Raw genomic sequence first — 18,728 nt, 5'->3', positions numbered from 1 at the left:
ACCCCCCACCGCCGTAGACGAAAACCCGCCGACCTCCCGGCCACGACCTGACAGACGTGACCGCCGGGCCTCCGAGAGGAAACCCTCCCGTGCCTGCACCATCCGCTCTGCGCCGATCCTTCGCGGTGCTCGCCGCGCTGCCCCTGCTCACCCTGGCCGCCTGCGGCTACGGCTCCCAGGCGAAGGACGACGGCACCGCCAAGGTCGCCGCCGGGGCGAAGAAGATCGACGGTCTCGACACCGTCAAGATCGGCTACTTCGGCAACCTCACCCACGGCACCGCGCTGGTGGGCATGCAGAAGGGCTTCTTCCAGAAGGCGCTCGGCGCCACCAAGGCCGAGCCCGCGCTCTTCAACGCCGGGCCCTCCGAGATCGAGGCCCTCAACTCCGGCTCCATCGACATCGGCTGGATCGGCCCCTCCCCGGCCATCAACGGCTACGTCAAGTCCCAGGGCAAGAACCTGCGGATCATCGGCGGTTCGGCGTCCGGCGGTGTGAAGCTCGTGGTCAACCCGGACAAGATCAAGTCCCTGAAGGACATCAAGGGCAAGCGGATCGCGACCCCGCAGCTCGGCAACACCCAGGACGTGGCGTTCCTCAACTGGGCCGCCGACCAGGGCTGGAAGATCGACCCGCAGAGCGGCAAGGGCGACGTCACGGTCGTGCGCAGTGACAACAAGGTCACCCCGGACGCCTACAAGTCCGGTTCGGTGGACGGTGCGTGGGTGCCGGAGCCGACCGCGTCGAAGCTGGTCGCCGAGGGCGGCAAGGTCCTCCTCGACGAGGCGTCGCTGTGGCCGGACAAGAAGTTCGTGATCACGAACATCATCGTCCGCCAGGAGTTCCTCAAGGAGCACCCGAAGGTCGTCGAGGCCGTGCTGAAGGGCTCGGTCGAGACCAACAAGTGGATCAACGCCAACCCGGACGCGGCGAAGGCGGCGGCGAACAAGCAACTGGAGGCCGACTCCGGCAAGGCGCTGCCCGCCGATGTACTGGACCCGGCGTGGAAGTCGATCCAGTTCACCGACGATCCGCTGGCGTCCACCCTCAACACCGAGGCCGAGCACGCCGTGAAGGCGGGGCTGCTGCAGAAGCCCGACCTGAAGGGCATCTACGACCTCGCGCCGCTGAACAAGGTCCTCAAGGCCGAGGGCGAGCCCACCGTCGACGACGCCGGTCTCGGCGCGAAGTAAGCCCGGATCCCGAAGAGTCCCAGGAGGTGACGACCATGGCCACGACCCTCGCCAAGGCCGCCGACGGCACGGAGGCGGCCACCCACGCCGCCCGGATCGAGCACGTCTCGAAGTCGTTCGCGGGCCCCGCCGGGCAGCAGCTCGTCCTGGACGACATCAGCCTCGATGTCGCGCCCGGCGAGTTCGTCACCCTCCTGGGTGCCTCGGGCTGCGGCAAGTCCACCCTGCTCAACCTGGTGGCGGGCCTGGACCGGCCCACCGCCGGCGACATCACCACCGACGGCCGTCCCGCCCTGATGTTCCAGGAACACGCCCTGTTCCCGTGGCTGACCGCGGGCAAGAACATCGAACTGGCCCTGAAGCTCAGCGGTGTGCCGAAGGCGGAGCGCCGCGAGCGTGCGGAGCGGCTGCTCGAACTCGTCCGGCTCAAGGGCGCGTACGGCAAGCGGGTGCACGAGCTGTCGGGCGGTATGCGCCAGCGGGTCGCGCTGGCCCGCGCGCTGGCCCAGGAGAGCAGGCTCCTGCTGATGGACGAGCCGTTCGCGGCACTGGACGCGATCACGCGGGACGTGCTGCACGACGAGCTGACCCGTATCTGGCGCGAGACACAGGTGTCCGTCCTGTTCGTCACGCACAACGTGCGCGAGGCGGTCCGCCTCGCGCAGCGTGTGGTGCTGCTGTCCTCCCGTCCGGGACGGATCGCCCGCGAGTGGACGGTGGACATCCCGCAGCCGCGCCGCATCGAGGACACCGCCGTGGCGGAGCTGTCCGTCGAGATCACCGAAGAACTGCGTGGGGAGATCCGCCGTCATGGCCAGCACTGACTCGACGACGACCGTCGACAAGGACGGCAACGACCTCGCCGGGCTGGAGGCGGGCCTCGACGCGCTGGAGACGCGGCAGACCAGCCGCACACCCTTCCGGCAGACCCTCACCGAGAAGATCCTGCCGCCCGTCCTCGCCGTCGCCCTCGTCCTGGCGGTCTGGCAGGCCCTGGTCTCCTTCAAGGTCGTCGACGACCCGACCAAGCTGCCCGCCCCCTCGGCGGTGTGGGACGTCGTCCACCAGGCGTGGCTCCAGGGCGAACTGCTCGGCTACATCTGGACCAGCGTCTCGCGCGGCCTGCTCGGCTTCTGCTTCGCCCTGGTCATCGGCACCCCGCTGGGTCTGCTGGTGGCCCGCGTGAAGTTCATCCGCGCGGCCATCGGCCCGATCCTGTCCGGTCTGCAGTCCCTGCCCTCGGTCGCCTGGGTCCCGCCGGCCGTCATCTGGCTGGGCCTGAACAACTCCATGATGTACGCCGTCATCCTGCTCGGCGCGGTCCCCTCCATCGCCAACGGTCTCGTCTCGGGCGTCGACCAGGTGCCCCCGCTGTTCCTGCGCGCGGGCCGCACGCTCGGCGCGACCGGTCTGAAGGGCACCTGGCACATCGTGCTCCCGGCGGCGCTGCCCGGCTACGTGGCGGGTCTGAAGCAGGGCTGGGCCTTCTCCTGGCGCTCCCTGATGGCCGCCGAGATCATCGCCTCCTTCCCCGACCTCGGCGTCGGCCTCGGACAGCTCCTGGAGAACGGCCGCAACGCCAGCGACATGGCCATGGTCTTCGAAGCCATCCTGCTCATCCTCATCGTCGGCATCGCGATCGACCTGCTGATCTTCAGCCCGCTGGAGCGGTGGGTGCTGCGCAGCCGCGGCCTGCTGGTGAAGTGACCGTGTTCCACAAGCCCGTTCTCCTCGTCATCGCCCACGGCAGCCGCGACCCGCGGCACGCCGCGACGGTGCACGCCCTGGTGCGCCGGGTCCGCTCCCTGCGTCCCGACGTCCGCGTGGAGACGGGCTTCCTGGACTTCAACGTGCCCTCGGTGCAGGGGGTGCTGGAGTCCCTGGCGGTCCAGGGCGTCCGTGACGTCGTGGCCCTCCCCCTCCTGCTGACCCGGGCGTTCCACGCGAAGGCGGACATCCCGGCGGTCCTCGCGGACGCTCCCCCGCAGCTGCGGATCCGCCAGGCGGACGTCCTGGGCCCGTCGCCCCTGTTGCTGTCCGCCCTGGAGCGGCGCCTGTACGAGGCGGGCCTGTCCCCCGCCGACAAGTCCTCGACCGGGGTCGTGCTGGCCTCGGCGGGGTCCACCGACCCGGAGGCGATCGCAGTGATCGCAGACATCGCGCGGGAGTGGCGGCACACCGGTTGGTGCGCCGTGCGGCCTGCGTTCGCCTCCGCATCTCTCCCCCGCACCGAGGACGCCGTCCGGGAACTCCGGTCCCTCGGCTGCACCCGAGTGGCGGTCGCCCCCTACGTCCTCGCCCCCGGTTTCCTCCCGGACCGCATCGCGCGGGGCGCGGCCCAGGCGGACGTCCTGGCGGACGTGCTGGGGCCGGCGCCGGAGGTGGCGCGGGTGGTGCTGGAGCGGTACGAGGCGGCTGGGGTAACGGCGTTGACGGCTGTGAGCGCCTGAGAGGAACCGGCCATCACAGCAGGCCACCGACGGGCCGTCACGCGGCGGGTTCGGGTTCCGGCTGGAGTGCGAAGGAGTACGGCGCCCACGGGCCGGTGACCTCGACGCGGAGGCCGGGGATGCCCTCGGCGGCCGCCAGTACGGCGGCGCGGAAGGCGTCGACGCGGTCGGCGGGGACGAGGTAGGCGTCGTTGCCGACGTTGGTGCCGGGGGCCGCGCCCGCGAGGCTTCCGCGCTGCGGGGTGTGTGCGACGCGGTCGACGGCGAGGGCGCCGGCGGTCTGCGTGAGGTGTGCGGCGGCCTGCGCGACCGTACGCCAGGCTTCCTCGTTTCTGCGTTGTCTGCGGCGGCGGATCGACAGATAGGTGCGACCGACGCCGCGGCCGGTGTGCGTTTCCCGTTCGTCGCCGGTGTCCGGTTCGGGGGGTGTGATGTCGGGTGTGGCGTAGATCCTGACGCCGAGTTCGACATGGCCCGTCAGGCGGTGCAGGAGGGACAGGAAGTAGGTGCGGCGGATGTCGAGGGCCTGCCGGGCACGGTCCTCGTCGGGGTAGACGGTGGCCAGGCGCAGGGGCAGGACGGCGGTGCCGCTCGCGACGAGCGCGGCGACGACGGCATGGTGGGAGCGGACCGTGGCCTCCATCCAGTCCAGGTCGTGGAGGTGGGCCTGGAGGGGTGCCTCGGCGTAGTCGGCGGCCGGGACGTGGCCGACGGCGAAGGCGAGCCGGGAGGTGGGGTCGGCTGCGGGCGTCACCAGGTGGATCCGGTCCCCGGCGACTCCGCGCACGTGCGCCACCGCCGCGGCGGCCTCGGGGGTGCCGCGCAGGACTGCGTAGACGTAGACGACGCCCTGGTCGGTCGGGTCGGTCATCGCTCCGGCCTCCTGTCGGCCGCCTTGAGGGCGGCGATCTCGGCGCGCAGCCGTTCGTTCTCGTCGGCCAGGGACCGCTCGGGGCGAGCGGCGCGGGAGGAGAGGGAGGGATCGTGTTCCCACCAGTCGATGCCCATCTCCTTCGCCTTGTCGACGGAAGCGACGAGCAGGCGCAGCTTGATGGTGAGCAGTTCGATGTCGAGCAGGTTGATCCGGATGTCGCCGGCGATGACCACGCCCTTGTCGAGGACGCGTTCGAGGATGTCGGCGAGGTTGGCGCTCTGGGCGCCGGGCCCTTGGCCGTAGGGGGAGGGAAGGCGGGGCGGCCCGGTGAGTCCGCCTGTTGCCGGATGGGTCATGGTCGCAGGGCTCGTCTCCGGAGGTCGATCTCGTCGAGTCGGTCCAGCAGTTCGTCCTCGCGGCGGTCGTACTCGTCCTCGTCGACGCGTCCCTCCAGCAGGGCCCGTTCCAGGTCGACGAGGGCCTGCCGGACGGGGGCCGGGTCGTAGTACTGCGCCTGTGCGGCCGCCTGGAGCTGCTCGGCGGCCCAGAGGGTGGTGCGCACGGGTGCGAGCGGGAGGGTGAGGATGCCGGTGAGCAGGCCCATGTCAGGCGGCGAAGCTGTACGGGGGCAGCGGCCCGCGCAGCCGGAACTCGTAGGCGGCGCCGTAGTCCTGGGCCAGGCGTCGGCCGGCCGTGGTGAACTCCTCCGCGCGGGCGTGCTCGACGAGGAACGACACGTTGAGGAAGTCGTCCGTGGACGGGTCCGCCACGACGCTGGACCTGGCGAGTGAGGACAGCCGTCCGACGATCTCCTCGGCCTGCCGCCGCTGCCGTGCGTCGACCTGCCGGGCGACCAGTTCGCCGAGGGCGAGGCGGTCCGCGTGGCTTCCCGTGCCGTCGCGGGTGCGCTGGTTGAGCCGGCGGGCCTCCTCCGACTCGTCGAGCACCTCGCGCAGCAGGTCGTCCTGGTCGCGGGCGGCCTTGAGGTTGAACTCGGCGGTGCCCTGCAGTTCGCCGAGCCTGCGGGCGTAGTCCTGGCCCTGCTCCTCCAGGGCCGTCCGGACGGCGGTGTCGTCGGGGGCGAGCAGGCCGAACCGCATGGGCAGGACCGAGCCGTCGGCCATGAGCCGTTCCTGGAGTTCCTGATGGGCGGCGAGGTCGCGCCGTTTGGGCCGCAGATCGGGGGGTGCGGCGCTGACCACGGCGGCGAGCGGGCCGTGCACGACCACGCGCGGGGAGTCGTCGGTCCCGCCGACCGTGCGCAGGCCGTCGAGCCGCAGGGGGTGGTCGGAGCGGGTGACGGCGTAGACGTAGACGCCGCTCACCGGTCTTCCTCCCGGCGGTCCTTGTCATCCCGGTCGAAGATGTCGCCGATCGCGTCGATGGCGCCGCCGATCGCGCCGCCGGTCTTGCCCCGGGCGCCGCTCTCGACGAGGTTGCCGACGATGTCGGTGAGCTTGTCGGGTGCCTTGCGGCCGGACTCGAGGTCGAGGCGGTTGCAGGCCTCGGCGAACCGGAGGTAGGTGTCGACGCTCGCGATGACGATCCGTACGTCGATCTTGAGGATCTCGATGCCGACCAGGGAGACACGGACGAACACGTCGATCACGAGCCCGCGGTCCAGGATCAGTTCGAGGATGTCGAAGAGGCCGCCGGTCCCCGACCCGCCGGAAGTGGCGGCGGGTTGCATCCCGCCGGTCTGTGTCATGACGGTCACGGTGCGATTCCTCTCGCGAGACTCGTTCTCGTGCCGCCCGTAGGTACGGGGGTGGCGGCGGGCGTGTTCACGCAAACACCGAAACGGGTCTCAGCGGCGGGAAGCGAGAGGGTCTAGCGGCCTCGGTCGAGCTGGCCGCGGGCGTACCGGCGGACCCGTTCGTAGCCCAGGAGCAGGCCCTCCGGGTCGAGGGTGACCCGGTAGGTCGCCATGATGGTCATGGTGTCGGGGACCCGCTCCAGCTCCACGACCTCCACGTCGGCGGTCCAGCCGTCGGGGGTGGGGCGGACGGCGGTGACGGAGTCGGGGGTCGTGCCGAGCAGTTCGGCAAGCTGGGCAGCCGCGCCGCGCATGGCCTGGACGGCCGTCGTCCGGCCGGATGGGGTCGCCTGATCATCGGTGCTCGTCATGGTCCTACCGTGCCAAGGCCCCGGTTCACGCGGGGGTGATTCGGCCAAACGTGCGTCGTGCACGCCCTGCCCCGGCGACCGGACTCGTGGAAGTCGGGGTGCAGCAGCCCCCGACCCGCTCGGGCGAGCGGCACACGTCCGGGTCGAGCAGTGCCCGTTCGTCCTCGACGGCGGCAGCGACGGCCGGGGCGTGTTCAGGCACCGGTCAGCTCCGCCAGCTTGACGACGGTGTTCCAGTTGCGGGTCGTGGCGACGATCCCCTTGTTGATGCGCGGCTTCGCGAGGTGTTCGGCCAGCTTGGAGCGGCCCAGGCCGTTCGGGGCGTACAGGTACAGGGCGCGGTCGCCGAGGCGGAACTGCTCGGGGAGGTAGGCGGATTCGTCGATCTCCGCGAAGCGCTCGGGGGTGACGGGGGCGGAGAAGTAGGTGACGTGGAGCTGCTTGGGCTCCAGGTCGGCGGCCGGGAACGGGCAGGCGTCGACGATCGCCTTCAAGTAGGCGTGGTCGCGCACGATCACGTCGACGGCGAACCCGAAGTGCTTCTGGATGGCGTTCGTGATCTCGGCGGCCAGAGACTCCTCGTCACCGTGGCCCGAGGCGAACACGGCCTGGCCGCTCTGGAGGTACGTCGTCACGTCCTCGTGGCCGAGGCCGGCCAGGAGTGCGCGCAGGTCCGCCATCGGGACCTTTCTGCTGCCGCCCACGTTGATTCCGCGCAACAGTGCCGCATACGTCGTCATCCGCACACCTTAGGAGGTGCTGCCGGGAATCAGCCGTCAGGCGGCCGTCGTGCCCCGTGGGGGTGGGCACGACGGCCGGTGGGCGGATGCCCGAGCCCCGTAAATTACTCACCGGTCATGGCGGGGCACAACCTTCTGCTCAGGATCCACACAGTCGAGGAGACCGATAGGTGTAAGGGGCCACGGCCCTTTCCGGTCCTCCCCAGTGGGGAGAGGGTGAGCGCCGGGGGGATGAGTTCCGGCCCCGTCACGTCACCGGGCAGCACGACGTGCCGCCTTTATCCGGCCCATACCTTCGAGATGCAAGGGGGCGGCAGGGGGCCGCTCTCGCATCACGAGGGGGCAAGCCCGTCATGGGGAACGGAGAAGCACGGGTGCGGGGCCTGGCCGCCCGGGCCGGCGGCTGGAGCGCACGGCACCGATGGGCTGCCGTCGGGATCTGGGTGTTGTTCGTCGTCCTGGCGACGGGGCTCGGTTCGGCGGCGGGCCGGGTCGACGTCAAGGACAGCGACCAGCTGAAGGGCGAGACGCACACCGCCGCGAAGATCATCGAGGACGCCGGCATCGACGAACCGGCCCGCGAGACCGTGCTGATACAGGCCAGGGGTTCCGGGCTGAAGGCCACCGACGCCGAGTTCCGGGACGCCGTCACGGACGTGGTCCGGGCCGTCGAGGGGACCGGCCGCGTCACTCACGTGACCTCGCCGTACGACACGAAGACGATCTCGAAGGACGGGCGCAGCGCGCTCGTGCAGTTCGACATGCGCGGCGAGCCGGACACCGCCGGTGAGCGGGTCGAGCCGGTGCTGGAGGCCGTGGAGGGCGTCCAGAAGGACCACGGGCCGCTGCGGATCGAGGAGATCGGCGGCGCCAGCATGATGAAGACGTTCGCCGACGCGTTCGGGGACGACTTCAAGAAGGCCGAGTACTCCGCGGTGCCGGTGGCGTTCGGCATTCTGCTCATCGCCTTCGGCGCGCTCGTGGCGGCGCTGCTGCCGGTGGCGCTGGCGCTCACCGCGATCATGGCGACGATGGGCTTGATGGGGGTGGTCAGCCACGCGGTGCCGATGACGGACGCCGCCAACTCCGTGATGCTGCTCGTCGGTCTGGCCGTCGGTGTCGACTACTGCCTGTTCTATCTGCGCCGTGAGCGGGAGGAGCGCGCCGCGGGCCGGGACGCTCAGACGGCGCTGCGGATCGCCGCCGCGACGAGTGGCCGCGCGATCGTGGTCTCCGGTGTCACGGTGTGCGTGGCCATGGCGGGCATGCTGTTCACCGGGCTCGCCGAGTTCGAGGCGATGGGTCTGGCCTCGCTGATCGTGGTGGCCGTGGCCATGGTGGGGTCCGTGACCGTGCTGCCCGCGCTGCTGTCGCTGCTGGGCGAGCGCGTGGAGAAGGGCCGTATCCCGTTCCTGCGCCGGCGCGGGCAGGGCGGCGACGGTGAGAGCCGGTTCTGGACGGCCGTCCTGCGGCGTGTGCTCGCCAAGCCGGTCGTGTCCGTCGCGGTGGCGACCGGTGCGCTGCTGGCCATCGCGGCTCCCGCGGTCGGCATGAAGACCCAGAACCTCACGCTCGACCAGGAGTTCGGTGACTCGCTGCCGATCGTGCAGACGTACAACCGGCTCAACGAGGCCTTCCCGGGCGGCTCGGATCCTGCCCAGGTGATCGTGAAGGCGAACGACATCAACGCGCCCGAGGTGCGGTCGGCGCTCGCCGACTTCCGTGAAAGGGCCGTCAGTTCGGGTGCCTCGCGCGGTCCGGTGGAGATCGAGCTGCACGACGCGCGGAACCTCGCCGTCGTGTCCGTCCCGCTGGTCGGCGGCTCCGACCTCGACAAGGCGGGCGCGAGCCTGGACAAGTTGCGCGACGACGTGCGGCCCGCCACGCTCGGCGAGGTCGACGGCGTCGAGGCCCCGATCACCGGGCAGGTCGCGGGTTCGAAGGACTTCAACGACCAGCTGGCGGGAGCCGTCGTCCCCGTCTTCGCCTTCGTCGTGGTCTTCGCCTTCGCGCTGATGCTGCTGTCGTTCCGCTCGCTGACCGTCGCGCTCACGTCGATCCTGCTGAACCTGCTGTCGGTGGGCGCGGCCTATGGCATCCTCGTCGCGGTCTTCCAGCACGGCTGGGGCGCCTCGCTGGTGGGAGCGGAGGGCGTCGGCGCGATCATCACCTGGCTGCCGCTGTTCCTCTTCGTGATCTTGTTCGGCCTGTCGATGGACTACCACGTGTTCGTGGTGTCGCGGATCCGCGAGGCGCGTCTGAGGGGCCGTACGACGAAGGACGCGATCCAGCACGGCGTGGTCACCACGGCGGGTGTCGTCACCAGCGCCGCGGTCATCATGGTCGCCGTGTTCGCGATCTTCGGGACGCTGTCCATGCAGTCCATGAAGCAGATGGGCGTCGGCCTCGCGGCCGCCGTGCTCATCGACGCGACGATCATCCGGGGCGTGCTGCTGCCGGCGGTGATGGCACTGCTCGGGGAGCGCAACTGGTACCTGCCCAAGTGGCTGCACCGGCTGCCCGACCTCACGCACGACGAGACACCCGAGGCCGTCACAGCGCCGGTGGTCAAGGACGACGAGGGTGAGCGGCTGACGGTCTGACACCGCGACCGCCGAAGGGCCCGTTGGTTCCGGGGGGAACCAACGGGCTCTCGCTCATGCCCTGCCGACGGGCAGTTCGGCCTCGATGAGGTCGGCCGCGCGCCGCGTGCCGCCCTCCCGGGCCGTCTCCGCCTGGATCTCCTTCAGACGGCGGGCGGCCTCCGGGTCGTCGACGAGGGCGAGGGCCGCCTCGCGCAGCGCCTCCCCGGTCGCCTCCTGAGTCGGGAGGTACCGCGCGACACCGAGGCCCTCGAGCACCTGCGCGTTACCGAACTGGTCCGCGGCCTGCGGTACGGCGATCATCGGCGTGGCCGTGGCCAGGCCCTCCTGGCTGCCGCCCGCGCCGGCGTGCGTGACGAACAGGTCGGCCTGCTTCAGGATCGCCAGCTGCGGCACCCAGGAGCGCACCTCGACGTTCGCGGGGACCTCCCCGAGGTCGGCCGGGTCGATGTGCTTGCCGACCGAGAGCACCAGGTGCCAGCCGGGCAGGTCGCCGAACGCCTTGACGCACTCCCGGTAGAAGGCGGGCTGCTTGGTGAAGGCGGAGCCGAGCGACACGAGCACGACCTTCTCGGCACCGGCCGGACGCTGCCAGCCACCCTCCGCGGCGCGGTCGCCCTGGCAGGCTCCGACGAAGGAGTACACGGTCTCGTCGACGCGGTCCGCGTTCGGCTGAAGCGCCTTGGGGATCAGGACGATCGAGCGGTCGGGACGGCCGCCGAACGCGTCGGGGTGCTGAGTGATCCCGTTCTCCCGCAGCCATGCGTGGAAGCGGGCGTAGTAGGCACGGCCGCGCTCGGTCTTCTTCGGCTCCTCCCACATGGGCTCGGCGACCTCCTCCTCGTACCCCTCCCAGGCGACCATGGCCGGTGACAGGGAGATCGCGGGCACGCCCCAGCGGTGGGCCAGGACGCGGGCCGGGTAGGAGGCGATGTCGTGCAGGACGAGGTCCGGCTCGTCGCCCTCGTACGCCTCGATCAGCTGCGGGAGGGCCTGGATCGCGTCGTCGAGGAACGGCTCCACGTTGTCCAGCAGCGTGCTCCCCCAGGCCTCCGGGTCGTCGTCGGGCGAGGGCAGCGTCGAGTGCCACGGCTTCACCTCGGCACCGGTGTCGGCGACCTTCTCCGCGAAGGCCGGCGGGATCGCGTACGTCACGCGGTGGCCGCGCGCCACGAGCTCGCGGATCACCTCCAGACTCGGGTTCACGTGGCCGTGGGCGGCGATGGAGAACATGGCGATATGAGCGCGACTGGTCATGCGCCGACCGTACGCGAGACGAGACGTCTCGTGCAATCTGTTTCGCCGGGGCCGCGTCGGCGGGCTCAGCGCTGGTAGCGGGCCAGCACCAGGTTGCCGTCCTCCTCCAGGCGTTCGCGCAGCTCATGGATGCCGATGGCGCCGCTGTAGTACTCCTGGAGGGCCGGGGTCGCCACCTTGTCCTTCCACTCGGGGTAGCCCCGTACGGTCTGTGCGGGCGCCGGGCGCAGGTGGGCGGCGAGCGCGGTGCCCGTCGCCCAGCCGTGCTCGGAGGTGCGCAGGGCCGGGTCGTTCAGCGCCCGGGTGCCGGTCGGCAGCATCCAGTCGCCGAGGGCGAGGCGGACCATGTTCTTCGGCCTCAGCAGGAAATCGATGAAGGCGGCGGCCTCCTTCTTGTGCGGCGAGTCCTCGGCGACGGACAACGTCTGCGGGCTGACGCCCTGGGTGAGTCCCCCGGCGCCGGCCGGGGCGGGCAGCACCTGCCAGGTGAAGCCCTTCGGGGCCTGCTGCACCATCTGCTGGCGGTAGGAGAAGCCCAGCGGGACCATCGCGTATCTGCCGCCGAAGAAGCCGGGCAGGGTGTCCGAGCCGCCGCTGCCCAGGGTCGTGGGCGAGGCACTGCGGTCGGTGCCGGTCTGGGCGTGGATGGTGCGCGGCACCACCTGATCGGCCGCCTCGAACCGGACCGTCACCTTGCCGTCGGCCCCGCGGTGGAAGAGCCGGCCGCCCGTCGACAGGGAAAGGTTGAGCGTGGCGGAGACCGGTTCCTTCAGGGGCCAGGCGACGCCGTACTTCCCCCGGCCGCTGAGCTGTTCGGTGATCCGGCGGAACTCGGCCCAGCTCCACGGCTTCTCGGGGGTCGGGATCCGCACTCCGGAGCGCTTGAGCCATGTGGCGTTGGCGATCAGCACGCGCGGTTCCTGGAGGAACGGCACACCGTAGACGCCGTCCCCGAAGGTGGTGGTCTCCCAAGTGCGCTGCGATATGTCCGACTTCAGCCGGGCGGGCAGCAGGCCGGTGAGATCGGCGAGATAGCCGCCGTAGGCGAAGTCCGCGAGGTCGTCGGAGGCGTCGTGGATGATGTCGGGCGCCTCGCCACCCTCGAAGGCGGTCAGGAGCTGGTCGTGGACGCTGTCCCAGCTGCCCTGGACGTACTCGACCCGGACGTCCGGGTGGGTGGCGTTCCACTCCTTCACCAATTCCTTGTTGGCCTCGACCGACTCCTCCTGCCAGGCCAGGGACTGGAAGCGCAGGGTGATCCGGCCGTCGTCGCGGGTACCGCCCGCGGAGCAGCCCGCCAGGAGCAGCAGGAGGACCAGGGCCAGCAGGCGTGCGCGCATCAGCTCTTCACCGCCCCGGTGAGCATGCCGCTCGTGATGCGCCGCTGGGTGATCGCGAAGACGACGAGTGAGGGAAGCGTCGCGAGGAACGCCGCCGCCGCGAGCGGGCCGAGGTCGGCTACGCCCTCGGCGCCGATGAAGTGGGTGAGCACCACCGGCAGGGTCTGTTTCTCCGGTGTCTTGAGCAGCACGAGCGCGAAGAAGAACTCGTTCCACGCGGTGATGAACGCGAACAGCGCGGTCGCCACGATGCCCGGCGCGAGCAACGGCGCGGTCACCGACACCAGTGTCCGCACCCGGCCGGCCCCGTCGACCGCGGCGGCCTCCTCCAGCTCGGGCGGTACGGCCCGTACGTACCCGGCGAGCATCCACAGCGCGAACGGCAGCGCCCACACCACGTACACCAGCACCAGCCCCGGCACGGAGTTGATCAGGCGGAGGTTCTTCAGCACGAGGAACAGCGGGATGATCAGCAGCACGAACGGGAACGCCTGGCTGACCACCACCCAGCCCGTCACCGCTTTCGCGAGCCGGGTGCGACGCCGGGCCACGACGTAGGCCATCGGGGTCGCGATCAGCACGGCGACGACCGCCGCCGCGAGCGCGGCGAGCAGGGAGTTGAGGGCGGCGTGCAGCAGCGGCTGTTCGTCGAAGGCCTGCCGGAAGTTGGCGAGGGTGGGGTCCTCGGGGATCCACGTCGGATGCAGGCTGCCCAGCTCGCGCGGCGGCTTGAACGCGGTGGAGACCAGCCAGAGGAACGGGAAGGCGAGAAAGACGAGGTAGGCGAGCAGCGCGGTGTACTGGCCGACGCGGGCCGGGGTGCTGGTCCTCACGTGGCGTCACCCCCTCTGAGGCGGCCGGCGAGGAAGACGGCCAGAGCGATCGAGATCACGGCCACCATCACGCAGCCCATCGCCGCCGCGTAGCCGAACTGCCCGTAACGGAAGGCCTCTTCGTAGGCGAAGAGCATGGGCAGGCGGGTCCGGCCGCCCGGACCGCCGCTGGTGAGGACGTAGACCAGGGCGAAGGAGTTGAAGTTCCAGATCAGGTTGAGCGCGGTGATGGCCAGGGCGATGGGTCTGAGGGCGGGCCAGGTGACCGTGCGGAAGCGGCGCCAGGCGCTCGCGCCGTCGACCGCCGCCGCCTCGTGCAGTTCGCGCGGGGTGTTCTGGAGTCCGGCGAGCAGCGCGACCGTCGTCTGCGGCATGCCCGCCCAGACGCCGACGAGGATGACGGCGGGCAGCGCGGTGGCCAGCCCGCTCAGCCAGTCGCGGCCGCCGCCGAGGCCCAGGTCGCGCAGGGTCTCGTTGAGGATGCCCGCGTCCGGGTTGTAGACGAGCCGCCACATGATGCCGACGACGACCTCGGGCATGGCCCAGGGGATGATCGCCAGGGCGCGGGCCAGCCAGCGCAGCCGCAGATCCTGGTTGAGCAGCAGGGCGAGGCCCAGCGCGAGCAGGAACTGCGGCACGGTCACCCCGACCGCCCACACCAGCCCGATCCGGAACGACTCCCAGAACAGCGTGTCGTGCAGCAGGTCCCGGAAGTTGAGGGTGCCGATCCACTGGGTCGGCTCGGTGCGGCCCGACTGGGCGTCGGTGAAGGCCAGCAGGATCCCGTACAGCAGCGGCCCGACGCTGAGGACCAGGATGGGGAGCAGGGCGGGCAGCACGAGGAACCAGGCGCCGTGGTCGACGGCCCGCCGAGGCCGGTCCGCGCCGGGTCTGCGGCCGGCCCGTCTCCTCGGTGGGGAAGGAGGCGAAGACTCGGTCACCCATGTCACGGGATCAGCCCCTTCGACGGCTCGGCCGGCCAGGTCATGGTCGTGACGGCGTTCTGCCTCGTCAAGGCACCGCGCACGCCGCCCGACCTGTACCGATGCGACACTGACCGGCGGATGGCCGGAACCCGACGGCACAGACGTGGACGACGGAGGCGGACGATGGACGAGGCACGGGCCCGGGACGTACTGGCAAAGGCGGGGGTGCTGCCCGGTGCGGCCCGCGAGGCACGGCTGCTCGCGCTGGGCGAGAACGCGGTGTTCGCCGCCGGTGAGCTGGTCGTCAAGGTGGGCCGCGACGCCGAACTCCTCGACCGGGCGCGACGCGAACTGGACATCGCGCTGTGGCTCGCCGAGGCGGGTGTCCCGGCGGTACGGGCGGCCGAGCCCGAGCCGCTGCTGGTCGACGGTCACCCGGTGACGGTGTGGCACCGGCTGCCGGATGCCGTACGGCCCGCCGAGCCACGGGATTTAGCCGAACTGCTACGGCTCGTGCACGCCCTGCCCGCGCCCGCCTTCGCTCTGCCGCCCCGCGATCTCCTGGGCGGTGTCGAGCGCTGGCTGCGGCTCGCCGGGGACGCGATCGATCCGGCGGACGCGGCCTATCTGCGGGAGCGGCGGGACGGGTTCGCGGCGCAGGCGGCGGCGCTGACGCCGCATCTGCCGCCGGGGCCGATCCACGGGGACGCGCTGCCGCGCAATGTGCACGTCGGGCCGGACGGGCCGGTGCTGGTCGACCTGGAGACGGTCTCGGCCGATCTGCGCGAGCACGACCTGGTCGTGATGGCCCTCTCCCACGACCGGTACGGGCTGCCCGACGCGGCGTACGAGTCCTTCACCGAGGCGTACGGCTGGGATGTGCGTGAGTGGGAGGGGTGCTCGGTGTTGCGTGGGGCCCGGGAGACGGCCAGTTGCGCGTGGGTGGCTCAGCATGCGCCGAGCAATCCGAAGGCGCTGGCGGAGTTCCGGCGGCGGGTGGCTTCGCTGCGGGAGGGGGACGAGACGGTGCGGTGGTATCCGTTCTGAGCCTACGGTTCTCCGCCCTGGATACTTCGGGCGGCCCGGCGCAGCTCCGTGAGGACCGTGCGGACCGCGGTTCGGGCCGTGCGCTCGGGGCGGCACAGGGCGTCGATGTGGCGTCGCGCCCGCACCCCGCTGAGCGGGCGGAGCACGAGCGCCGGATGCGGACGCATGGTCCAGCGCGGCATCAGGGCGATACCACCCCCGGCGGCCACGGCCTCGGCGACCACCGAGAACTCGTTGATGCGATGGGCGAGATGGAGCCTGCGGCCCGCCGCGGCGGCGATGGCCTCGATGGTCGCCAGGACCGGGAACCCTTCGTGCACGGTGATCCACGGCTCGTCGGCCACGTCGCGCGGGGTGACGCGGCGCTGGGCGGCCAGGGGGTGGTCGGCGGGCATGGCCACGTCCAGCGGCTCGCGCAGCAGCGTCGTCGTGGCCACCGTGTCCGGCCAGGGCGGGGCGTGGTCCAGACGGTGGGCCAGGACGACGTCGTACTCCCGGGTGAGCCGGGGGAAGTCCTCCTGCGGTACGTCCTCGTCGGCCAGCCTCGGCACCGGCTTGCCCGGACCGGCCAGCGCGCGCAGCAGCGGCGGGAAGAACGCGGCGCCCGCGCTGTGGAACGCCGCCACCGACACTTCGCCGTCGGGCCGTCCGACGAACTCCTCGACGGTGTGCCGTGCGCGTGCCAGGGCCGTCTCCACCTCCACGGCCGCGCCCGCCAGCGCCTGCCCGGCGTCGGTGAGCACCAGCCGTCGCCCCTGGCGCTCGGTGAGCGGCACGGGGATCGCGCGCTGCAGCAGCCGCAGTTGCTGGGAGATCGCCGACGGCGTCACCAGCAGCGCCTCGGCGACCGCCGTGACGCTGCCCAGTTCGCCGAGTTCCCGCAGGATCCGCAGCTGACGTTCGTCCATCGCCTCAGTGTAGGGACGATGTAGGGCTGCTAAATGATCGTTTTAGAGACTGGTACTGGGCTTCATGATGGCTCCGGTGCACCGTAGGCGGGTGTCCGACGTCCGCCGTACCGATGCGGTACTCCTCCTGGTCGCGCTCGTCTGGGGTTCCAGTTACCTGTCCGCCCAGACGGCCACTGCCGCGCTCCCCGTCCTGCTGGTGCTGTTCGCCCGCTACGCCCTCTCCGCGCTCGCCTGCCTCGGCGTCGTCGCCGCCCGAGGGCGCGGGCCGCGCCGGTGGACGCGGGACGAACTGCGGGCCGGGGTGCCCCTGGGGCTCACCCAGGCCGCGGTCCTGATCGTGGAGACGTACGGCGTCGCGCACACCAGCGCCGCCAACGCCGGGCTCATCATCAGTCTGACCATCGTCCTCACCCCGTTCCTCGACCGCGGCGGCCACCGCGGCGCGCTGCCTGTCTCCTTCTTCGCCGCGACCGGCGTGTGCATCGTGGCCGTCGGGCTGCTGATGTCCGGCAACGGCTTCCACGCGCCACGCCTCGGCGATCTGCTGATGCTCGGCGCCGCGCTGATCCGGGCCGTGCATGTCGCGCTGGTCGGCCGCTTCACGACCGGGCGGGCCGTTCGGCCCCTGCATCTGACGACGGTGCAGACCCTCGTCGGCACGGCCCTGTTCCTGCCGGTCGCCGCCCACGACCTGCCGACGCTGGTCCGCGCGGACCCGGCCACGTGGGTCCAGTTGGTCTATCTCGCCCTGTTCTGCAGTGTGTTCGCCTTCCTGGCCCAGACCTGGGCCGTGCAGCGCACCTCCGCCAGCCGGGCCAGCCTGCTGCTGGGCACCGAGCCGGTCTGGGCCGTCGCGGTGGGCATCGCCCTCGGCGGCGAACACCTCACGCCCCTCACCGGCCTCGGGGCGGCCCTGATGGTGGCCGGTACGTACTGGGGGCAGGCGGTGGAACGGGCGCACCGAAACGCACCCGACCCCCTGCCTCCCTCGTCCCACTCCCTCGACAAGGACTCCGCATGCCCGACGGCACCCAGGGCGACACCGGCCCGCACGACACCGGCCGGCAGGACACCTACGGCCACCTGATCTCCCTGCTGGACTCGGCCGGCGTCGATTACCGGCTCATCGACCACGCTCCCGAAGGCGCCACCGAAGCCGTCTGCGCGTTGCGCGGGCATCCGGCCGGCGAGGCCGCGAAGTGCATCGTGCTGCGGGTCAAGGTGGACGGCCGCACCACACGCCACGTCCTCGCGGTCGTCCCCGGGGACCGGCGGGTGGACCTGGACGCCGTCAGGGCGCTGTTCACGGCCCGCTACGTGGGCTTCAGCGACCCCCAGACCGCCGAGCGGCTGGCCCGCGCCGCTCCCGGCACGGTCCTGCCGTTCAGCTTCGATCCCGACCTGGAACTGGTCGCCGATCCGGACGTCATGGCCCTGCCGAAGCTGTACTTCAACGCGGCCCGGCTCGACCGCTCGCTCCTCATCTCGGGCTCCGACTACGAGCGTCTGGCCAAGCCCCGGATCGAACGCATCGCGGCGCCCGCGCCGGTGTGACGGAGGGGAGCTGCGGGGTTTCCCAACGGGTGGGCGGGGCTCATGCGTCCGCCAGCGCCCGCAACGGCCATGCCCCGTCCACCAGGGCCGTCGCATCGCCCTTGCCGCGCAGGAAGTTCTGGAAGTCCGCCGCCCACTCCGCGTACCACTCGATCTGGCGGCGGTGGAGGTCCGCCGGGCCGAGGGACGCGATCTTGGGGTGGCGGGCGGCTATCGCACCGGCCAGACGGGCCGCTGCCAGGGCGTCGGCCAGGGCGTCATGGGCGGAGTCGAGGACGACGCCGTACTCGGCGCAGACCGCTTCGAGGTTGCGCTTGCCCCGGCGGTAGCGGTCGACCCAGCGGTCGATGGTGTACGGGTCGATGACCGGGGCGGGGTCCACGCCGCCCAGGCGGTCGCGCAGGGACGGCAGTCCGTGGCGGCGCAGCTCGGCGGCGAGCAGGGTCAGGTCGAAGGCGGCGTTGTAGGCGACGACCGGCACGCCCGCCTTCCAGTAGGAGGTGAGGACGTCGGCGAGGGCGTCCGCCACCTGGTCGGCCGGTCGGCCCTCGGCCGCCGCGCGCTCGTTGCTGATGCCGTGCACCGCCACCGCGTCCTCGGGGATCGGCACCCCCGGGTCGGCCAGCCACTCCCGGCGCCCCATCGGCTCCCCGGCCCTGACCTCGATCACGGCTGCCGTGACGATGCGCGCCTCGCGCGGATCCGTGCCCGTCGTCTCCAGGTCGAAGCCGATCAGCAGCTCCCGGTGCCAGCCCATGGGCGGCCCCCCTTCTATGGTGCGTTCCCCCAGTGGTCTCCACCTTCCCATGCACCACTGACAATCAGAGGACCGCGTTCCGCTCGGGCGCCGAACCACGCGACCAGGAGGGACGG

The 18,728-nt window shown here is 71.5% G+C and carries 21 protein-coding genes; 8 read left to right on the top strand and 13 right to left on the bottom strand.

Annotated elements, in window-relative coordinates; translation table 11 throughout:
- The first annotated feature begins 89 nt into the window (after nt 1–89).
- Genes ABZ192_RS13685 through ABZ192_RS13670 form a run of 4 tightly spaced genes read left to right on the top strand, consistent with a single transcriptional unit; the run spans nt 90 to nt 3,643 of the window.
- Nucleotides 90–1,193, top strand: a complete 1,104-nt coding sequence (locus ABZ192_RS13685; RefSeq protein ID WP_356924675.1) for an ABC transporter substrate-binding protein — start codon at nt 90–92, stop codon at nt 1,191–1,193.
- 35 nt (nt 1,194–1,228) lie between these two features.
- Complete coding sequence (locus tag ABZ192_RS13680; RefSeq protein ID WP_356924674.1) at nt 1,229–2,017, top strand: ABC transporter ATP-binding protein; 789 nt, start codon at nt 1,229–1,231, stop codon at nt 2,015–2,017.
- Complete coding sequence (locus ABZ192_RS13675) at nt 2,004–2,900, top strand: ABC transporter permease (protein ID WP_356924673.1); 897 nt, start codon at nt 2,004–2,006, stop codon at nt 2,898–2,900. Before ABZ192_RS13680 ends, ABZ192_RS13675 begins: the two co-directional genes overlap by 14 nt.
- 2 nt (nt 2,901–2,902) lie before the next feature.
- Entirely contained in the window at nt 2,903–3,643 is a 741-nt protein-coding gene (locus ABZ192_RS13670; protein ID WP_356924838.1) for a sirohydrochlorin chelatase, read from the top strand.
- Between the two features lie 37 nt (nt 3,644–3,680).
- On the opposite strand, the gene ABZ192_RS13665 is transcribed toward ABZ192_RS13670, so the two are convergent.
- The 7 genes from ABZ192_RS13665 to ABZ192_RS13635 all read right to left on the bottom strand — a co-directional run bounded on the left by ABZ192_RS13665 (nt 3,681) and on the right by ABZ192_RS13635 (nt 7,384).
- Nucleotides 3,681–4,514 (bottom strand): GvpL/GvpF family gas vesicle protein, encoded by an 834-nt coding sequence (locus ABZ192_RS13665; protein ID WP_356924672.1) that lies wholly within the window; start codon nt 4,512–4,514, stop codon nt 3,681–3,683.
- Complete coding sequence (locus ABZ192_RS13660; protein WP_356924671.1) at nt 4,511–4,873, bottom strand: gas vesicle protein; 363 nt, start codon at nt 4,871–4,873, stop codon at nt 4,511–4,513. Before ABZ192_RS13660 ends, ABZ192_RS13665 begins: the two co-directional genes overlap by 4 nt.
- Nucleotides 4,870–5,121 (bottom strand): gas vesicle protein GvpG, encoded by a 252-nt coding sequence (locus tag ABZ192_RS13655; RefSeq protein ID WP_356924670.1) that lies wholly within the window; start codon nt 5,119–5,121, stop codon nt 4,870–4,872. Before ABZ192_RS13655 ends, ABZ192_RS13660 begins: the two co-directional genes overlap by 4 nt.
- A 1-nt stretch (nt 5,122) precedes the next feature.
- Complete coding sequence (locus ABZ192_RS13650; protein WP_356924669.1) at nt 5,123–5,842, bottom strand: GvpL/GvpF family gas vesicle protein; 720 nt, start codon at nt 5,840–5,842, stop codon at nt 5,123–5,125.
- On the bottom strand, nt 5,839–6,225 hold the full coding sequence (gene gvpJ / locus ABZ192_RS13645; protein ID WP_356924837.1) for a gas vesicle protein GvpJ: 387 nt from the start codon (nt 6,223–6,225) through the stop codon (nt 5,839–5,841). Before gvpJ ends, ABZ192_RS13650 begins: the two co-directional genes overlap by 4 nt.
- 122 nt (nt 6,226–6,347) lie before the next feature.
- Nucleotides 6,348–6,644: a gas vesicle protein gene (locus ABZ192_RS13640; protein ID WP_356924668.1), complete on the bottom strand. Its 297-nt coding sequence runs from the start codon at nt 6,642–6,644 to the stop codon at nt 6,348–6,350.
- Nucleotides 6,645–6,838: 194 nt separating this feature from the next.
- Complete coding sequence (locus ABZ192_RS13635; protein WP_356924667.1) at nt 6,839–7,384, bottom strand: DUF1697 domain-containing protein; 546 nt, start codon at nt 7,382–7,384, stop codon at nt 6,839–6,841.
- Between the two features lie 353 nt (nt 7,385–7,737).
- Between ABZ192_RS13635 and ABZ192_RS13630 the strand changes: the two genes are divergently transcribed.
- The gene (locus ABZ192_RS13630; RefSeq protein WP_356924666.1) at nt 7,738–9,987 is read left to right on the top strand and encodes an MMPL family transporter; all 2,250 of its coding nucleotides are present in this window, start codon (nt 7,738–7,740) and stop codon (nt 9,985–9,987) included.
- A gap of 54 nt (nt 9,988–10,041) precedes the next feature.
- Here the strand turns inward: ABZ192_RS13630 and ABZ192_RS13625 are convergent, their stop codons facing one another.
- From ABZ192_RS13625 to ABZ192_RS13610, 4 genes are all read right to left on the bottom strand, one after another.
- Nucleotides 10,042–11,244 carry a glycosyltransferase gene (locus tag ABZ192_RS13625; RefSeq protein WP_356924665.1) on the bottom strand — a complete coding sequence of 401 codons (1,203 nt, stop codon included), beginning with the start codon at nt 11,242–11,244 and terminating at the stop codon, nt 10,042–10,044.
- A 65-nt stretch (nt 11,245–11,309) separates the two neighbouring features.
- Nucleotides 11,310–12,584, bottom strand: a complete 1,275-nt coding sequence (locus ABZ192_RS13620; protein WP_356924664.1) for a sugar ABC transporter substrate-binding protein — start codon at nt 12,582–12,584, stop codon at nt 11,310–11,312.
- Complete coding sequence (locus ABZ192_RS13615) at nt 12,584–13,417, bottom strand: carbohydrate ABC transporter permease (RefSeq protein WP_356924663.1); 834 nt, start codon at nt 13,415–13,417, stop codon at nt 12,584–12,586. The genes ABZ192_RS13620 and ABZ192_RS13615 overlap by 1 nt, the downstream gene beginning before the upstream one ends.
- Entirely contained in the window at nt 13,414–14,358 is a 945-nt protein-coding gene (locus ABZ192_RS13610; protein ID WP_356924662.1) for a sugar ABC transporter permease, read from the bottom strand. Before ABZ192_RS13610 ends, ABZ192_RS13615 begins: the two co-directional genes overlap by 4 nt.
- Before the next feature lie 168 nt (nt 14,359–14,526).
- Here ABZ192_RS13610 and ABZ192_RS13605 point away from each other — a divergent pair, with 168 nt between their 5' ends.
- Nucleotides 14,527–15,390, top strand: a complete 864-nt coding sequence (locus ABZ192_RS13605) for an aminoglycoside phosphotransferase family protein (RefSeq protein ID WP_356924661.1) — start codon at nt 14,527–14,529, stop codon at nt 15,388–15,390.
- 2 nt (nt 15,391–15,392) lie between these two features.
- On the opposite strand, the gene ABZ192_RS13600 is transcribed toward ABZ192_RS13605, so the two are convergent.
- Nucleotides 15,393–16,298: a LysR family transcriptional regulator gene (locus ABZ192_RS13600; protein ID WP_356924660.1), complete on the bottom strand. Its 906-nt coding sequence runs from the start codon at nt 16,296–16,298 to the stop codon at nt 15,393–15,395.
- 91 nt (nt 16,299–16,389) lie between these two features.
- Between ABZ192_RS13600 and ABZ192_RS13595 the strand changes: the two genes are divergently transcribed.
- A complete protein-coding gene (locus ABZ192_RS13595) occupies nt 16,390–17,388 on the top strand; it encodes a DMT family transporter (protein ID WP_356924659.1) in 999 nt (332 codons plus the stop codon).
- Nucleotides 17,319–17,855 carry a YbaK/EbsC family protein gene (locus ABZ192_RS13590; RefSeq protein ID WP_356924658.1) on the top strand — a complete coding sequence of 179 codons (537 nt, stop codon included), beginning with the start codon at nt 17,319–17,321 and terminating at the stop codon, nt 17,853–17,855. Before ABZ192_RS13595 ends, ABZ192_RS13590 begins: the two co-directional genes overlap by 70 nt.
- A gap of 40 nt (nt 17,856–17,895) precedes the next feature.
- Here the strand turns inward: ABZ192_RS13590 and ABZ192_RS13585 are convergent, their stop codons facing one another.
- A complete protein-coding gene (locus tag ABZ192_RS13585; RefSeq protein WP_356924657.1) occupies nt 17,896–18,612 on the bottom strand; it encodes a 3'-5' exonuclease in 717 nt (238 codons plus the stop codon).
- Nucleotides 18,613–18,728 lie beyond the last annotated feature (116 nt).

Origin of the sequence: Streptomyces sp. NPDC006235 (assembly GCF_040613735.1) — a bacterium.
Lineage (GTDB): Bacteria > Actinomycetota > Actinomycetes > Streptomycetales > Streptomycetaceae > Streptomyces.
The sequence above is the reverse complement of the archived record's forward strand: the minus strand, read 5'-3'. Positions and strand labels throughout refer to the sequence as shown.

What these genes read in the sequence shown, in the direction of transcription:
- ABZ192_RS13635 (WP_356924667.1), bottom strand. Translation starts at nt 7,384, where the DNA reads ATGACGACGTATGCGGCACTGTTGCGCGGAATCAACGTGGGCGGCAGC.
- ABZ192_RS13625 (WP_356924665.1), bottom strand. Translation starts at nt 11,244, where the DNA reads ATGACCAGTCGCGCTCATATCGCCATGTTCTCCATCGCCGCCCACGGC.
- ABZ192_RS13605 (WP_356924661.1), top strand. Translation starts at nt 14,527, where the DNA reads ATGGACGAGGCACGGGCCCGGGACGTACTGGCAAAGGCGGGGGTGCTG.
- ABZ192_RS13655 (WP_356924670.1), bottom strand. Translation starts at nt 5,121, where the DNA reads ATGGGCCTGCTCACCGGCATCCTCACCCTCCCGCTCGCACCCGTGCGC.
- ABZ192_RS13585 (WP_356924657.1), bottom strand. Translation starts at nt 18,612, where the DNA reads ATGGGCTGGCACCGGGAGCTGCTGATCGGCTTCGACCTGGAGACGACG.
- ABZ192_RS13630 (WP_356924666.1), top strand. Translation starts at nt 7,738, where the DNA reads ATGGGGAACGGAGAAGCACGGGTGCGGGGCCTGGCCGCCCGGGCCGGC.
- ABZ192_RS13590 (WP_356924658.1), top strand. Translation starts at nt 17,319, where the DNA reads ATGCCCGACGGCACCCAGGGCGACACCGGCCCGCACGACACCGGCCGG.
- ABZ192_RS13665 (WP_356924672.1), bottom strand. Translation starts at nt 4,514, where the DNA reads ATGACCGACCCGACCGACCAGGGCGTCGTCTACGTCTACGCAGTCCTG.
- ABZ192_RS13675 (WP_356924673.1), top strand. Translation starts at nt 2,004, where the DNA reads ATGGCCAGCACTGACTCGACGACGACCGTCGACAAGGACGGCAACGAC.
- ABZ192_RS13600 (WP_356924660.1), bottom strand. Translation starts at nt 16,298, where the DNA reads ATGGACGAACGTCAGCTGCGGATCCTGCGGGAACTCGGCGAACTGGGC.
- ABZ192_RS13680 (WP_356924674.1), top strand. Translation starts at nt 1,229, where the DNA reads ATGGCCACGACCCTCGCCAAGGCCGCCGACGGCACGGAGGCGGCCACC.
- gvpJ (WP_356924837.1), bottom strand. Translation starts at nt 6,225, where the DNA reads ATGACACAGACCGGCGGGATGCAACCCGCCGCCACTTCCGGCGGGTCG.
- ABZ192_RS13660 (WP_356924671.1), bottom strand. Translation starts at nt 4,873, where the DNA reads ATGACCCATCCGGCAACAGGCGGACTCACCGGGCCGCCCCGCCTTCCC.
- ABZ192_RS13620 (WP_356924664.1), bottom strand. Translation starts at nt 12,584, where the DNA reads ATGCGCGCACGCCTGCTGGCCCTGGTCCTCCTGCTGCTCCTGGCGGGC.
- ABZ192_RS13640 (WP_356924668.1), bottom strand. Translation starts at nt 6,644, where the DNA reads ATGACGAGCACCGATGATCAGGCGACCCCATCCGGCCGGACGACGGCC.